Consider the following 15,711-nt stretch of genomic DNA (forward strand, 5'->3'; position numbering starts at 1 on the left):
CAGAACAAAACACGGAGAGATTACCACTATGGCATCGACATTACTGATTCCCACTGCGCTACGCGCCTTCACCGACGGTCAGGGGAAAGTGATCCTCGAAGGCCACACCGTTGGGCAGCTGGTCGCAGCGCTGGCGGAGCGATTTCCTGACATTCAGCCGCATCTGTATGACGATACGGGCGCGCTGCGCAGTTTCATCAATCTTTACGTGGGAGAGAACAACATTAAAACCACCGGCGGGCTGGAGACTCCGGTTAGCGATGGGGCGGAAGTGCTGCTGGTTCCCGCCATTGCCGGCGGCGTCGGGAAGGCGATATGAGCAGACCGAGCATTATCCCGGATGACCGTCTGACGGAGCTGACGCATGCGGAAATTGCCCGCTATAGCCGCCATCTGCTGCTACCGGAAGTCGGGATTGAGGGGCAAAAGCGGCTGAAGGCGGCCCGCGTATTGCTTATCGGCACCGGCGGGTTGGGGGCGCCGGTGGCGCTTTATCTGGCTGCGGCGGGGGTCGGTAAGCTGGGGATCGTCGACTTTGATTTTGTCGACGTCTCCAACCTGCAAAGACAGATCATTCACAGCACCAAAGATATCAACCGACCCAAAGTGGCTTCGGCGAAAGACAAGATTAAAGCCATCAACCCAGAGATACAGGTGGTGACCTATAACACCACCCTGAGCAGCAAAAACGCGCTCGAAATTATTGGGGAATATGACCTCGTCGTCGACGGTACGGATAATTATCCCACCCGTTATCTGATCAACGACGCCTGCGTTTTGCTGGGTAAACCGCTGGTCTATGGCTCCATTTTCCAGTTCGAAGGGCAGGCCAGCGTCTTTTATGCCGGGGAAGGCCCGTGCTACCGGTGTCTTTATCCCGAGCCCCCGCCGCCGGGGCTGGTACCTTCCTGTGCCGAAGGCGGCGTTGTCGGCGTGCTGCCGGGGATTATCGGCACCATTCAGGCGGCGGAAGCGATCAAACTAATCGTCGGCGGCAGCGAGAGCCTGATTGGCCGCCTGTTGCTCTTCGATGTGTGGCAGATGAAGCAACGCGAGCTGCGGCTGGAGAGGGCTCCCGACTGCCCGGTATGCGGTGAGCATCCCTCGATTCATGCGCTCATCGACTACGAGGAGTTTTGCGGGCTGAAACCTGATGAAGCAGAAGTTCCGGTTGAAAGCGTCACGGCGCTTGAGCTTCACGCCTGGATAGAGGAGGGAAGACCCCTGCAGCTGATCGACATTCGTGAACCCCACGAAAGGGCGATTGCAAAATTTCCGCAGGCAAAAGTGATGCCGCTGGGCCAGATAGTCAGACGTATCGGTGAATTCGACCCGACGGTCGATGCGGTATTTCTGTGCAAGATAGGGCAGCGCAGTATTTTCGCCATTCGGGCACTCCAGCGCGCAGGTTATCAGGGGCGCGTGATGAATTTAAAAGATGGCCTAAACGCCTGGGCACGGGATGTCGATACCCGTTTGCCGCAGTACTAACCTTCAGCTCCACTCTTTCAAACACTAAGGAATCATTATGGCAGAACAAAAAGGCATTAATGCACTGGGGCGTGAAGCCGCGTATCAGTTAGCGAACGTGACCAAAACGGCACCGCAATTTGCGGCAATCACCCCGCGCTGGGTCAGCCGTTTTCTCGATTATAAGGGCCTGGAATCGGGAATTTACCGGGTGAACAAGGTCGTGGAGGGGGAGACGCCGCTGGATGTATTATGCAGCCAGGATCCGTCGCGCGTTGAAATACCTCAGGGCTATATCGAGTATCAGACCACGCCGCGTGAATACCAGCTGGATTCGATTACGACCATTATAAACGTCGATACCAAAATCGCCGATCTCTACAGCTCGCCCTACGACCAGGCCTCAGAGCAAATCGCGCTGGCGATTGAAAGCCTGCGCGAGCGCCAGGAAAGTCAGCTGATCAATAACGATGAATATGGATTGCTGAAAAATATCGACGACTCGCAGCGTATTCAGACCCGCAATGGCCGTCCAACGCCGGATGACCTGGATGAGCTGTTGTCCAAAGTCTGGAAGGAGCCCTCCTTCTTTCTGGCCCATCCGCGCGCGATTGCCGCATTTCAGCGTGAGGCTACGCGACGCGGCGTGCCGCCGGTCACCGTGAATTTGCATGGGGGCACGTTTATCCTGTGGCGCGGTATTCCGCTGATCCCTTCCGACAAGCTGTTTGTCGATGGTCTGAAAAACCCGAAAGGCCAGGGCGGAAAAACCAATATCCTGTTGATTCGTTCCGGTGAAAGCAAACGCGGCGTGCTGGGTCTTTATCAGGAAGGGCTGCCAAACGAACAGTCTCGCGGTTTGTCGGTGCGCTTCCGGGGGATCGACGATAACGGCGTGGCTTCCTATTTACTCTCACTTTATTGCTCCGCTGCGATCCTGGCCGATGACGCCATTGCCGTGCTGGAGGATGTTGAAGTGGGTGAATATTATGACTACGAGTAATTTATTCACGCTTCCCTATGCGCCCGGCGGATGGTCGGGCGACGCGCCCTCCGCGCGTGATTATGGTCTGCCCGACGCGCGCGATCTGCAGGGGCTGCCTGGCGACGCGCCCGCACGCCCGCGTGCGACCGAAGCCGCTTACGCGCCGCGGGTGCTGCCATTGGGCCAGGAGAGCAGGGCGGATATCGCGCCTCGCGGATTCGCGCCGTTACCCCCTTCCAGCGTAAAAACGGCGCCGCCGGCGCGGGTTGGACAGATCCCGGTGGAACGCATCCGCGCTGATTTCCCGATCCTTAGCGAACAGGTGGACGGACATCCGCTGGTGTGGCTGGATAATGCCGCGACGACCCAGCGCCCGAAGCAGGTTATCGATCGTATCAGCCACTATTATTTACATGAGAATTCGAACGTTCATCGGGCGGCGCATACGCTTGCCGCTCGTTCCACCGATGCTTATGAAGCCGCGCGTGAGAAAGTGTCGCGCTTTATCGGCGCCCGCGGCCCGGAAAATATCATCTTCGTGCGCGGTACCACGGAAGGGCTCAATCTGATAGCGCACAGCTACGTGAAGCCGCTATTACGACCGGGGGATGAAATTATCCTGACGTTGCTTGAGCATCACGCCAATATTGTGCCGTGGCAGCTTATTGCCCAGGAAACGGGCGCGACGATCCGCGTTGCGCCGGTTGATGAGCACGGTCAGCTGATCGTTGAGGAATATATCCGGTTGTTCAACGATAAAACCCGCTTTGTCTCCGCGACCCACGTTTCTAACGCGCTGGGTACCGTCACGCCGGTTCAGGAGCTGGTGCAGATCGCCCATCGTTTTGGGGTGCGCATTGCCATCGACGGCGCGCAGTCTATTTCGCATATCCCGACCAACGTGACGGCGCTGGATGCCGATTTCTTCGTCTTCTCCGGCCATAAAATTTTTGGGCCGACCGGGATCGGCGTGGTCTATGGCAAGCAGGAGGTGCTGGAAGAGGCGCGCCCTTATCAGGGCGGCGGGAATATGATTGCCGACGTGACCTTTGAACTGACGCGCTATCAGCCCTCGCCGAATAAGTTTGAGGCGGGGACGGGCAATATAGCTGATGCCGTCGGGCTGGGGGCGGCTATCGATTATGTCACCTCGCTGGGGATAGAAAACATTGCGCAGTACGAGCACGCCTTACTGGAGTATGGCATCGAGAAGCTGTCGGCTATTCCGGGCCTGACGCTGGTCGGTACCGCGGCGAACAAAACCAGCGTCTTATCTTTCGTGCTGGCGGGTCATGAAAATGCAGCCGTGGGGCGCTATCTCAGTCAGGTCGGCATTGCCGTGCGATCCGGACATCACTGCGCGCAACCGATCCTGCGCCATTTTGGTTATGAGAGTACCGTCCGGCCTTCGCTGGCCTTTTATAATACGCCGCAGGAAATTGATTTTCTCGCAGAGCATGTCGCAAGGTTTGCTTCGCGGTAGCGGTGTCAAGCACGCCAGGGATGGACCATGACGACAATCCCACAAGCCCGCTGATTTCCCCGCGGGCTTTTATCATATCGTGGTAAGGATAAGGCGCGTTGCCGCGACTTCGGCAACACGGTGAGCCAGCCTGAAAGGCGCCAGCGGACGTTTTAATGGGGGGGCGCAGTAGCTGCCTGAATGAATGTGGGGTTAACGCTGCATCCCCCAGCGCTTAATTGTGATCTTTTCCAGACTGGCGAATACGATGCCTTCCACCAGCAGACCAATCGCGATGACCGTTAACAGCCCTGCAAATACCCGGTCGGTGAACAGCTCATTGCGATTCTGGAATATATACCAGCCCAGCCCCCCTTCGCCGCTGGAGGCGCCGAATACCAGTTCGGCGGCAATCAGCGTTCGCCAGGCGAAAGCCCAGCCTATTTTCAAACCGGAAAGGATGGCGGGCAACGATGCCGGAATAAGAATCGTGATCACATAGCGTGGCCCACGCAGGCCATAGTTGCGCCCGGCCATGCGCAGCGTTTCCGGCACGCTGCTAAATCCGGACCAGGTATTCAGAGCGATGGGCCACATGACGGAATGTATCAGTACAAATATCAGGCTGGCATTTCCCAGACCAAACCACAGCAGAGCCAGCGGCAGCAGCGCAATTGCCGGCAGTGGATTGAGCATCGCGGTTAATGTGCTGAGCAGATCGCGACCAAACTGCGTGGTCACTGCCAGGGCGCTGGCAATCAGCGCCAGCGCGCTGCCTGCCAGATATCCTTTCAGCAGGGTACTGAGTGAATTGACGATTTTTTCCGGCAGTTCGCCATTGCGCAGGTCTTCACTGAACGCCTGCAGCGTCTGAAATACCCCGGGCAGCATCAGATCGTTTTGCTGTATTCGCGCGGCGATCTCCCATAGCGCCAGCACCAGGGCGACAATCACAGACTTACGCAGCCATGCCTGATTCCACAGGCGCTGGCTTAAGGGTAGCGGCGTTTCCACCGGCAGATTACGTAGCGGCGGTAATTCGCGTTCGAATTCAGGACGAATGTACGGTGGCTGGGACATACGCTGGCTCCTCGCCGGATGAGTGAGACGGACCGTTGCCGGTCGTCGGGAATAACAGATGGTGAATATGACGAGCCGCGTGTTGAAACGCCTCGCTGCCGAAATCATTAAGCGTGAACTGATGACAATTAAGCTCTGCCCGGACGCGTCCTGGATGCGGCGAAAGCACCACAATACGGCTGCCTACGACCAGCGCCTCTTCAATCGAGTGGGTGACGAAAAGCAGCGTAAAGCGCTCTTCTTCCCAGAGCGTCAGCAACTCTTCCTGCATCGTGCGCCGCGTCAGCGCATCCAGGGCGGCGAAGGGTTCGTCCATCAGCAGGATGCGCGGTTTCATCGCCAGCGCACGGGCGATGGCGACGCGCTGCTTCATGCCGCCGGAGAGCGTATGGGGCATCGCGTCAGCAAATTCCGCCAGACCGACTTTGTGAAGGAAATGCAGCGCCGTCTCTTTTGCCTGTGAACGGCTGGCTTTGCGGCTGGCGAGCAGAGGAAACATGACGTTTTCCAGCACCGTTTTCCACGGCGGCAACTGGTCGAACTCCTGGAATACCATCATACGGTCCGGAGCGGGGGCGCTAACTGGCGTCCCTGCAAGCGAAATTTGACCGCTGCGTGGGGCAATAAAACCGCCTGCGGCTTTCAACAGGCTCGATTTTCCGCAGCCTGAGGGGCCAAGCAGAATAAAGCGGTCCCCAGGCCAGACATCAAAACTGACATCGTGCGTCGCGCGTACCCGGCGTTCACGGGTGCGGTATTCAATATCGACATGGCTGACCTGCAGCAGCGGGCCATCAATTTGCTGATTGACCATCATAGCCTCCAGTATCGCGGTTTAGCTGCCGGGGTTTTCCCATGCTTCGTTAAAAAAATAATCTTTCCACGAGCCGGCCTTATTTTTCAGTATCCCAAGCTCATGGAGTTTTTCGGCATATACGCCAGTACGTTCAGGGGAAACCGTAAAGCTGATTTCGGGATCGTTAACAATTTTTTGTACCAGCGGCAAAGGCAGCCGCGATTTCTCAACGCGAATGTAAGTTTCGGCAGCGGCGTTTTTGTCACGGTTAATAATACTTGCGGCTTCGCTGAGCGCGCGATAAAACGCTTTATAGGTTCTGGGGTTTTCATCATGGAATTTCTGGGTGGTATAGAGAACATTAAAGGTTGCCTGTCCCCCCAGTACGTCATAGGAGCTGAGCACTTTATGCACGTTTTTATGTTCCAGCGCCTGATACTGGAAGGGCGGGCTTGAGAAGTGGGTGGTAATCTCCGATCCGCCGGCAATTAATGCCGCGCTGGCGTCCGGATGCGGTAAACTGACGCTAATTTTATCGAAGCGTTTGAAGTCCCCGTCACCATATAATTTCGCGGTCTCGATTTGTAATGTCCGAGACTGAAAACCGACGCCTGCTGCCGGTACGGCGATCCGATCTTTTTCGGACAGATCTTTAATGCTTTTTACCGCCGGATTATTACTCAACAAATAATTGGGCATCGACCCCAGCGAGGCAATCGCTTTCACATTTTGCTTACCTTTGGTGCGATCCCATAGGGTGAGTACGGGAGGAACCCCGGCTGACGCAACGTCCAGAGCGCCAGAGAGCAGGGCCTCATTCATCCCGGTCACTCCGGAAATGGTGCGCCACTCTACTTTTATATCCAGCCCCTCTTTCTGACCCTCTTTTTCGATAAGCCGTTGGTCACGTACCACATCAAGAATTAAATAGCCGATGCCAAATTGCTGCGCGATACTAATGCTTCCTTCCGCTAATGCCGGCTGGCTTATCCCGCCCAGGGCGGAAAGCGCCAGCGTACAGGCGAGTATTCTGCTTGTTTTATTCATTTCAGTTTCCCAGAAAGGTGTTTCTCAGCCAAAAATCATGGGCAGAGGCGAGCGGGAAAGGAAGTGATTTAAATGAAAATGAATATCAGAGAAATGAATAACGATATTTGTGGCTTGTTATTTACCAGGCGGAAAAGCTTAGTCATTATTCATGTTTAGGTCATAAATATATTCTCAGTATAGTCGGGTTCATCTTTTAAATAGCCCTTATCAATGTAGGGGCAGTCATTGCGAGCCTCATCATGCCTTTATTTTCGGATCATTATTTACGTTCGCTTTTGCAGCGCCATCTGGTAAGGGTTGGCACCGGACCTGATATCGCTCAAAAGGTCGCGGATAACCTGGTCGAAGCCTCACTAAAAGGCCACGACTCTCATGGCGTGACCCTGTTACCGCGCTATATTCGGGCCATTCTGGCAGGGGATTTGAACCCTGGCGCCACGCTCACCATGTTGTCTGATGCCGGACCGATCGTCTCTTTTGATGGGGGGCACGGCTTCGGCCAGGCGTTGGGCGAACAGGCCATGGCCGTGGGTATTGAGCGTGCGCGCGAGTTTGGGGTGGCAATAATCGGATTGTCTAATACCCACCATCTTGGACGAATCGGCGCATGGGCGGAACAGGCGGCGGACGCCGGACTGGTCTCGCTCCATTTTGCCAACGTGGCAGCGCCGTCGGTCGTACTGCCTTTCGATGGACTCGGTGCCCGACTCGGCACAAATCCTTTTTGTGTCGGGGTACCGCTCGCGAACCGGCCCCCGGTTATCCTTGACTTCGCAACCAGCGCCATAGCAGGCAATAAAGCGCGCATCGCATGGAATGAAGGGCGAGCCATCCCTGAAGGATGTGCGGTAGATGCGAACGGACAACCCACCACCGACCCTGCGGTATTAATGACGGAACCGTTCGGTGCCTTGCTGCCTTTTGGCGGGCATAAAGGCGCAGGTTTGTCGCTGATTTGTAGTCTACTCGGCGCTGCGCTGACCGGCGGCGAAACCGAAAGCCAGCAAATTCCTCCACGTGCCGGAATCATCAACAATATGCTATCGATTTTATTTGATCCTGCGCGGCTGGGGGCGCAGGAGAGTTACCAGCAGGCGCTATTAGCGCAGGTGGACTGGGTGCGTAGCGGGCAGGAAGGGCGCAATGTGCAGATCCCCGGAGAGCCGGAATTGCGCGCGTATACCCGCCGTCAACAAGAGGGTATCTGGATCGATGAGGTGAGCTGGCAGGCGTTTGTCGCCCTGGAAGCATTAAATACCTGAGGTTGTCTGCCTGGTTAAATACGTCTTTGGGTTATCTGTTCGAAAGCGTTGGTATTATGTCCGGTTAATTAGTGCTGATGAACAAAATAAATAAAAGCACTATTTTTATCTTTTTTTCTCATAACCATAGCTGAAAAACTTGGTAAGTCATCAGTGAGAAAATAAATATAGTCATACTTAATATTGTATGAACCTTTTATCCTCGCGGCAAAATTTTAATTTGCTGCGTAGTCATTTTTTACAGGAGTTATTATGCATCTGGCGCGTTTCCCCCGGCTTCATTTTGGCCACTTCCCGACCCCTCTGGAGCCTCTCACGCAGCTTTCACGCTTGCTGGAGGGGCCAAATATCTGGATAAAACGAGACGATTGCACAGGCCTCGCCACTGGCGGTAATAAAACCCGCAAACTTGAGTTTTTGCTGGGCGATGCCCAGGCAAAACAGGCGGATATTATCATTACCCAGGGCGCCACGCAGTCTAACCATGTGCGTCAGACCGTCGCGGCGGCAGCCAGACTGGGTCTGGAAACGCATATTTTTCTCGAACAACGCGTCACGACGCTGGGTGATGAGTATCAGCAATCCGGCAATGTGCTGCTGGACGGTTTGCTCGGGGGCAAAATTATCGCTCATCTTCCCGGCGGTACGGATATGCAGCAGGCAATGGAACAACACGCGGAAAGCCTGCGAGCCAGGGGCCACACCGCTTATGTCATCCCCGGTGGAGGCTCGAACGCTATCGGCGCGCTGGGCTACGTCTCCTGCGCGGAAGAACTGCTTTGGCAGTCCAGCCAGCTACGGCTGCGCATCGATCATATCGTTCATGCCACCGGTAGCGCAGGTACACAGGCTGGCCTGATTGCGGGCTTAACTGCCACGCACAGCGGTATTCCTCTCCTCGGGATTAGCGTCCGCGCTCCGCGCGAAAAACAGGAACACAACGTCTGGCGTCTGGCGCAGCAGACGCGGGAACTGCTCGGTGTACCGGGTGAATTGCCGCGTGAGGCGGTGGTGGCGAACGGTGATTATGTCGGCGAAGGCTATGGCTTGCCCACCGAAGGGATGCTTGAGGCGCTGCAGTTGCTGGCGCAGCACGAGGGGATTCTGCTCGACCCCGTCTATTCCGGAAAAGGCATGGCCGGATTGATTGATCTGATCCGTAAAGGTCATTTCCGCAGGGATGAGAATGTGGTGTTTATCCATACGGGGGGAAGCGCAGGTCTGTTTGGCTACCGTCAGGTCATCGCCGATTCTTTGCCATCATGAGTACACCATTTCTGCTGGGAATTCTTGGCGGCATGGGGCCGCTGGCGACGCTGGATCTGATGCATAAATTGCTGCGGGCAACGCCCGCCAGCAGCGACCAACAGCAAATTCCCCATGTGGTATGGAATGTGCCGCAAATTGCGGATCGCCAGCGGGCGCTGGCGGGAACGGGGCCATCCCCGCTGCCGCAGTTGTTGTACGGTGTGGAACAGCTGAACCGCGTGGGCGTCAGTCATATTGCCATTGCTTGTAATACGGCGCACCACTGGTATGAGGCGCTGGCGCAGCATAGCGACGCACCGTTGCTGCATGTTGTGGACGCCACGCTGGCGGTATTCGACGGGAAAGAGAAACCCCGGCGGGTCGGGATTATCGCTACCCAGGGCACGCTGGATGCCGGTTGGTTTCAGCACGGATTTACCGCGATGGGGATCGAAAGCGTACAGCCGACGCAAGAAGAACTGCGGCAGTGGTTTGTGCCGGGATGCTATGCGGTAAAACGCGGCGAACTGCGTACCGGCGGAGAACTGCTGAGTCTACAGGCCCAGGCATTGCGCGATCGTGGCGCAGAGCGGCTGGTGCTGGCCTGTACAGAAGTGCCGGTTGCGCTGGCTGAGGTGACCTCACCGCATCTGGCCGTGTCAATTGATCCCGCAGAAGCGCTCGCCCGGCAGTGTGCCCGGCTATGGCTGGCGCAACGCGAGACATGGCATTAAAAACGTTGTTATTTAAAGGATAAATTAAATGAATAAAAGTCTCTGTGTCTTACTTGCAGCGGGTGGCCTGTGGGTTAATAGCAGCTTTGCCGAAACGCCAGCGGAAGTTCGGGTGGCATATAGCGGCGGTTCTCAGGTGCTGATGCTGGCTAAGGCCGATGGTTCTTTGGATAAGGCACTCAACAGCAAGGTGAAATGGGTGCAATTTGCGTCCGGTGCTGATGCGTTAAATTACTTTGCCAGCAATGCGATTGATATTGCTAATTTTGGATCCAGCCCGGCAACGGCAGGCATTGTCAGAAAACTGCCGGTGGAAATTATCGGCGTCTCTGGCGTGATTGCCAGCTACGAGCGTTTAATTGGTAAAGACGGTATTGCCAGCATTAAAGATATTGAGGGTAAACGCGTAGCCTATCCGCCAAACTCGACGGCGCAATATGCGCTTGAGGCCGCTATCAGCGTTAACCATCTCGACCGCAGTAAAATAACGTTATTGCCGCTGCGTCCGGCGGAAATGGTCGCAGCCTGGAAACGCGGTGATATCGACGCGGGCTATGTCTGGGCGCCGTTTGCTCAGGAACTGGAGACTTCTGGCGGGCATCAGGTGTTCGCAACCAAAGATCTGCAAAAAGATGGCTACTTGATTTATAACAACTACGTTGTGCGTAAAGCTTTTGCTGAGCAGTATCCGCAAACCGTCAGCGCGTTCCTGCGTGTTCATCAGCAAAAAGTCGATGAGTTTAAGAAAGACCCGGAGCGCGCGGCGGCCATTGTTGCGAAAGAGGTGGGCGCGCCGGTGACGACCGCCGTCAATACGTTGGGTGGGCTGGAATATCCCACGCTGAGCCAGCAGGGTACGGCGCAATGGTTGGGGAACGGTACGCAAACCACCGACAGCGGGATTGGGAAAGCGCTGACCAAAACCTCTCACTTCCTTGCTGATATCGGCGAGATTCGCCAACGTGATATCCCGGCCAGCTGGGACAGCGCCATTAACTCCCGTTATATCCGTGACGCAGCGGTAGCCGCGCAATGAGATTGAGTTATCACATTGCCATCAGCGTCGTTTCGGTCACTGTTTTCTTTATCGTCTGGCAGGTGGCGGCCTCGCGGCAATGGGTTGATCCGCTGCTGCTGCCATCGCTAATGGATATAGGCCTGACGACCGAAGAGTTGCTGGCGGATGGTTATCGTCAGGTGCCGCTGTGGGAGCATGTTGCCGTCAGCCTGGCACGTGCGTTAAGCGCTTTTTCTGTGGCAATCATCATCGGTATTCCTCTGGGATTATTGATGGGGCTGTCGGAAGGTCTGGCGGCGGTGCTGAATCCGTTTGTGCAGTTTTTGCGCCCGCTGCCCAAAATTGCCCTTATTCCGCTGGCGGTCGTCTGGCTGGGGATTGGTGAGGCCTCGAAGTTCTTTCTCATCTTTATTGCCACTTTCCTTAGCGTGGTAGTGGGGGCATCTGCTGCGGTAGAGCGTATTGGTCGTTCGCGCATTCGTGTGGCGCAAACGCTTGGTGCTTCACGCAAACAGATCTTTCTGCGCGTGGTGTTACCGGATACGTTACCGGAACTGTTCACCACCGTCAGGCTGTCGATTGGCATTGGCTGGACGTCGCTTATCGCGGCGGAGATGGTTGCTGCCAGTTCGGGGCTGGGTTGGATGGTCATTAACGCCAGTTCCTATTTACGCACCGATATCGTCATGCTTGGCATTTTGCTACTGGGTGGCATTGGCTATGCGCTGGATTTACTGCTGCTGGGGCTGCAGCGCCTGTTTGTACCCTGGGCGGGGAAAGAATAATGAGTGCTATCACGCTGGAAAACGTATCGCTCGCCTTTGCGGCGAAGCCACAGCCGTTCACGGTGCTGGAAGATATCAGCCTGTCGCTCCACAAAGGGGAATTTGTGGTGCTCCTGGGGCCTTCCGGCTGCGGTAAGTCCACTATTCTTAACCTGGTCGCCGGGTTTAACAAACCGGATCGGGGGCGCGTGGTGGCGGGGGGGAAACCGGTCCGCCAGCCGGGGCCGGATCGCGGAATGATCTTCCAGCAGCCTAACCTCTTTCCGTGGCTATCGGTACTGGATAACGTCACCTTTGGTCCTCGGCTGGGTAAGCATCGCAAAGATGAAATTAACGCCCGTGCGATGGAATGGCTTGGACTCGTTGGCCTGCAAGGCTTTGAGCACCATTCGCCCTGGCAGCTTTCAGGCGGTATGAAACAGCGGGTAGCGCTGGCGCGCGCCTGGCTACCCGGCCCGGATGTGCTGTTACTGGATGAACCCTTCGGCGCGCTCGATGCGCAAACCCGTCTGATGATGCAGGAACTGCTGCGTGAGGCCTGGCTCAATACCGGCACCACTCTGCTTTTTGTCACTCACGACGTGGAAGAGGCGCTATTCCTCGCCGATCGCATTCTGATTATGTCAGCAAACCCAGGAAAAATTGTTGAGGAGATCGCCCTGCCTTTTGGCCGGGAACGTGATATCGAGAATCTGTCTGAACACCCGGATTACAGTGGGATCAAACATCATGTACTGCACCGGGTGCGTAAGGAGGCTAAACGCCATTTAGGTTGAAAACGGCTGCAGCAAGCAAAGGGGTTATTTCCGAACTTATCATATCGTGGTTCCCGGTTGTTCTGGTCATATCGAATGACCAGACGGGCAGCGATCGCGTCTGGCCCTGCTTCGGCGAAAGTCTGCACCGTCTACCCCAAAAGCTGAGCTTACAGCATTGCCGATAATCTTTTTTAACTGCCATTAAAACCGATGCTGGCGCGATTTTTAGCGCCAGCATCGCCTTCAGAGGGTAATCCCCGATGATCCGTTCCGGCCTTTTATATTTGTCAGGTTTGCTACTGCAACAATTCGGCAAATTTCGCCAGCCATTGCGGATGAGCGGGCCAGGCGGGGGCGGTCACCAGATTGCCATCCACATGCGCCTGATCGATACCGATGTCGGCAAAATGTCCGCCGCTGAGCCGCACTTCCGGCGCGCAGGCCGGATAGGCGCTGCAGGTGCGGCCTTTTAATACCCCCGCAGCTGCCAACAGCTGAGGGCCGTGGCAAACGGCAGCAATCGGTTTACGCGCTGCGTCAAATGCCTGCACCAGTTTAATCACTCGCGCATTCAGGCGCAGATATTCTGGCGCCCGGCCGCCGGGGATTAACAGCGCGTCGTAATCCTGTTCTTTCACCGTTGTAAAATCGGCGTTGAGAACAAAGCGGTGCCCGGGTTTCTCACTGTAGGTCTGGGCGCCGTCAAAATCATGGATCGCGGTCATAATGAAGTCGCCTTTTGTTTTATCTGGACAGACCGCATCAACCTGATGACCGATCATTTGTAATGCCTGAAACGGCACCATAGTTTCGTAATCTTCGGCGTAATCGCCCACCAGCATCAGAATCTTTTTGCCCATCTTATTCACTCCTGTATGAAGAAAGGTGTCTAAGATATAGCCTGGCGGGAGAGGGAATGCGAACCTGTGGATGAGGGACGGCTGGCGGGGCATGCCGATCTGGCGGCGATGCGGCAAATGAATCCGCAGCTGCAATCCATTGAGTCCTGGCTGGCGGGAACAGGACGCGTCGCTTTCGAACGGGCGCTGGCAATCTCTGCCGGCCGGGCCTTTAAGCGGTAAACCCGCTTTACCCGGCGCCAGGCAGGAATTAATGAGCGAGAGGTATTATTGTAAGCTCTGTTTTAATATATCTGCTGAATGAAATGCCGCTATTTCTTTTACGCTCAGCGCGACTCTATACGTTGTCCGGTTTAACCATCGATACCGGATATTTGGCAAGTATTATTTGTAAGTTTTATATTAATCCTGTCAGCCATTAATTATAGCCATATTAAAATCCACTACTGGACTTTTTTATGGCCGGTAAAGGATAAAAAATAATTTATTTCTTACGCCCCTGTTCGCGCGCGTTTCAGTATCCGGAACGACCAGTATTTGCGTTACATATTGATTTGCATCAATCAACGTTGCCTATTCAGATATGAATTTAATTCACATTCCTCTGTCAGGTATACATCCTGCCTTTATTGTAAGAAAAGAGTTGTTATTACATACCAGCTTTGTTTGTCTCATGCGTTTCATTTTTACATTTGCCTTAAGATGCCTGAGGAAAGTCTTATAATGGACTTTGCAACCGGCAGGTTGATATTTTTTGGCGCTTTGCTCTACTATATCCGGGTCTTCACACACCGTTATCTTTAACACATTATTCCTCACGGGAAGGGACCGCTATGGCTGATACGTTCCAGAATGAGGTGCCCAAGGCACGCATTAATTTAAAGCTGGCTCTGCACACAGGAGGCGCGCAGAAGAAAGTCGAGCTGCCGCTGAAACTCCTCACCATCGGTGATTTCAGTAATGGCAAAGAAGACCGGCCATTATCGGAAAGAGCAAAAATCAACGTCAATAAAAATAACTTCAACAGCGTACTTTCGGAATTCAGCCCGGAAATCAGCCTCACGGTACAGAACACGCTGGCCGGCGATAGCGCCGAAGAAAATATTCAGCTCCGCTTCGCCGATATGAAAGATTTCGAACCGGAGCAGGTGGCCCGCCAGATCCCCAGCTCCGCGCCATGCTGGCGATGCGGAATTTATTACGCGACCTCAAATCCAACCTCCTTGATAACGCCACTTTCAGAAAAGAGCTTGAGAAAATCCTGAAAGACCCGGCGCTGACGCAGGAATTACGCGACGAAATGAGCGCGCTGGCCCCGAAATAAACGGCGTGCGTTATTTAATGGATTAACCGGGAATATGCTGATGTCTGTAAATACTGAAACCGCCCCCGCGCAGGGGCAGACCGCTGTACTGGAAAAAGAGAGCGTTTACGCCTCCCTGTTTGACAAAATCAACCTGACCCCGGCGTCCCGCCTGGGCGATATTAACGACTTTCTGGATGATGCCGCGCTGTCCGACGCCCCGGCGGGCGAACGACTGACGGCGGCGATGCAGGTGTTTATGGACTGCATCCGTCAGTCCGGAAAGACCGTGGAGAAGCTCGACAAGACCCTGATTGACCACCACATCGCGGAGCTGGACTATCAAATCAGCCGCCAGCTGGACGCGGTGATGCACCATCCTGAGTTCCAGAAGGTGGAATCCCTGTGGCGCGGCCTGAAGCAGCTGGTGGACAGCACCGACTACCGCCAGAACGTCAAAACCGAAATTCTGGACGTCTCCAAAGATGACCTGCGCCAGGACTTCGAAGACGCGCCGGAGCTGATTCAGAGCGGCCTCTACTGGCACACCTACACCGCCGAGTACGACACCCCGGGCGGCGAGCCGATTGGCTCGGTGATCTCCGCGTATGAGTTCGACGCCAGCCCGCAGGACGTGGCGCTGCTGCGCAGCATCTCCGGCGTCTCCGCCGCGGCGCATATGCCGTTTATCGGCGCCGTGGGTCCGGCCTTCTTTCTGAAAGAGTCCATGGAAGAGGTTGCCGCCATCAAGGATATCGGCAACTACTTCGACCGCGCCGAGTACATCAAATGGAAATCCTTCCGCGACACCGACGACGCGCGTTATATCGGCCTGGTGATGCCGCGCGTGCTGGGCCGCCTGCCGTATGGTCCGGACACCGTGCCGGTGCGCAGCTTCAA

The 15,711-nt window shown here is 55.3% G+C and carries 15 protein-coding genes and 2 pseudogenes; 13 read left to right on the forward strand and 4 right to left on the reverse strand.

Annotated features, from left to right (window positions below; translation table 11 throughout):
* Positions 1-28 precede the first annotated feature (28 nt).
* The 4 genes from ACESQ2_RS07015 to ACESQ2_RS07030 are packed head-to-tail and all read left to right on the forward strand — an operon-like array spanning position 29 to position 3,938.
* Positions 29-319, forward strand: a complete 291-nt coding sequence (locus tag ACESQ2_RS07015) for a MoaD/ThiS family protein (RefSeq protein ID WP_014229054.1) — start codon at positions 29-31, stop codon at positions 317-319.
* Positions 316-1,491: a molybdopterin-synthase adenylyltransferase MoeB gene (moeB, locus tag ACESQ2_RS07020; RefSeq protein ID WP_046877358.1), complete on the forward strand. Its 1,176-nt coding sequence runs from the start codon at positions 316-318 to the stop codon at positions 1,489-1,491. The genes ACESQ2_RS07015 and moeB overlap by 4 nt, the downstream gene beginning before the upstream one ends.
* Positions 1,492-1,528: 37 nt before the next feature.
* Positions 1,529-2,473 carry a family 2A encapsulin nanocompartment shell protein gene (locus ACESQ2_RS07025; protein WP_014229056.1) on the forward strand — a complete coding sequence of 315 codons (945 nt, stop codon included), beginning with the start codon at positions 1,529-1,531 and terminating at the stop codon, positions 2,471-2,473.
* On the forward strand, positions 2,460-3,938 hold the full coding sequence (locus tag ACESQ2_RS07030) for a cysteine desulfurase (protein WP_049068961.1): 1,479 nt from the start codon (positions 2,460-2,462) through the stop codon (positions 3,936-3,938). Before ACESQ2_RS07025 ends, ACESQ2_RS07030 begins: the two co-directional genes overlap by 14 nt.
* A gap of 192 nt (positions 3,939-4,130) precedes the next feature.
* Here the strand turns inward: ACESQ2_RS07030 and ACESQ2_RS07035 are convergent, their stop codons facing one another.
* The 3 genes from ACESQ2_RS07035 to ACESQ2_RS07045 are packed head-to-tail and all read right to left on the reverse strand — an operon-like array spanning position 4,131 to position 6,840.
* Positions 4,131-4,997: an ABC transporter permease gene (locus ACESQ2_RS07035; protein ID WP_014229058.1), complete on the reverse strand. Its 867-nt coding sequence runs from the start codon at positions 4,995-4,997 to the stop codon at positions 4,131-4,133.
* A complete protein-coding gene (locus ACESQ2_RS07040) occupies positions 4,969-5,811 on the reverse strand; it encodes an ABC transporter ATP-binding protein (protein WP_025107026.1) in 843 nt (280 codons plus the stop codon). Before ACESQ2_RS07040 ends, ACESQ2_RS07035 begins: the two co-directional genes overlap by 29 nt.
* A 21-nt stretch (positions 5,812-5,832) precedes the next feature.
* Entirely contained in the window at positions 5,833-6,840 is a 1,008-nt protein-coding gene (locus ACESQ2_RS07045) for an ABC transporter substrate-binding protein (protein ID WP_046877355.1), read from the reverse strand.
* 242 nt (positions 6,841-7,082) lie between these two features.
* Between ACESQ2_RS07045 and ACESQ2_RS07050 the strand changes: the two genes are divergently transcribed.
* The 6 genes from ACESQ2_RS07050 to ACESQ2_RS07075 all read left to right on the forward strand — a co-directional run bounded on the left by ACESQ2_RS07050 (position 7,083) and on the right by ACESQ2_RS07075 (position 12,666).
* Positions 7,083-8,105, forward strand: coding sequence for a malate/lactate/ureidoglycolate dehydrogenase (locus ACESQ2_RS07050; protein WP_046877354.1), 1,023 nt, complete (start codon positions 7,083-7,085; stop codon positions 8,103-8,105).
* A gap of 252 nt (positions 8,106-8,357) precedes the next feature.
* Positions 8,358-9,371, forward strand: a complete 1,014-nt coding sequence (locus ACESQ2_RS07055) for a D-cysteine desulfhydrase (protein ID WP_373170257.1) — start codon at positions 8,358-8,360, stop codon at positions 9,369-9,371.
* Complete coding sequence (locus ACESQ2_RS07060) at positions 9,368-10,087, forward strand: aspartate/glutamate racemase family protein (protein ID WP_373170258.1); 720 nt, start codon at positions 9,368-9,370, stop codon at positions 10,085-10,087. The genes ACESQ2_RS07055 and ACESQ2_RS07060 overlap by 4 nt, the downstream gene beginning before the upstream one ends.
* A gap of 28 nt (positions 10,088-10,115) precedes the next feature.
* On the forward strand, positions 10,116-11,123 hold the full coding sequence (locus ACESQ2_RS07065) for a glycine betaine ABC transporter substrate-binding protein (protein WP_014229064.1): 1,008 nt from the start codon (positions 10,116-10,118) through the stop codon (positions 11,121-11,123).
* Positions 11,120-11,890: an ABC transporter permease gene (locus ACESQ2_RS07070; RefSeq protein ID WP_014838264.1), complete on the forward strand. Its 771-nt coding sequence runs from the start codon at positions 11,120-11,122 to the stop codon at positions 11,888-11,890. Before ACESQ2_RS07065 ends, ACESQ2_RS07070 begins: the two co-directional genes overlap by 4 nt.
* Positions 11,890-12,666, forward strand: coding sequence for an ABC transporter ATP-binding protein (locus ACESQ2_RS07075; protein WP_014229066.1), 777 nt, complete (start codon positions 11,890-11,892; stop codon positions 12,664-12,666). Before ACESQ2_RS07070 ends, ACESQ2_RS07075 begins: the two co-directional genes overlap by 1 nt.
* 278 nt (positions 12,667-12,944) lie before the next feature.
* Here the strand turns inward: ACESQ2_RS07075 and ACESQ2_RS07080 are convergent, their stop codons facing one another.
* Complete coding sequence (locus tag ACESQ2_RS07080; RefSeq protein WP_373170259.1) at positions 12,945-13,508, reverse strand: DJ-1/PfpI family protein; 564 nt, start codon at positions 13,506-13,508, stop codon at positions 12,945-12,947.
* Between the two features lie 66 nt (positions 13,509-13,574).
* Between ACESQ2_RS07080 and ACESQ2_RS07085 the strand changes: the two are divergent.
* From ACESQ2_RS07085 to tssC, 3 genes and pseudogenes are all read left to right on the forward strand, one after another.
* Positions 13,575-13,730 (forward strand): annotated as a pseudogene (locus tag ACESQ2_RS07085) (NmrA/HSCARG family protein); the annotation flags it as partial.
* A gap of 611 nt (positions 13,731-14,341) precedes the next feature.
* Positions 14,342-14,832, forward strand: a pseudogene (gene tssB, locus ACESQ2_RS07090) (type VI secretion system contractile sheath small subunit).
* A 40-nt stretch (positions 14,833-14,872) separates the two neighbouring features.
* The coding region (gene tssC / locus ACESQ2_RS07095; protein ID WP_373170260.1) for a type VI secretion system contractile sheath large subunit at positions 14,873-15,711 on the forward strand (839 nt) is incomplete at its 3' end.

The sequence above is a fragment of the Klebsiella sp. Q11 genome (assembly GCF_964241505.1).
Taxonomy (GTDB): Bacteria; Pseudomonadota; Gammaproteobacteria; order Enterobacterales; family Enterobacteriaceae; genus Klebsiella; species Klebsiella michiganensis.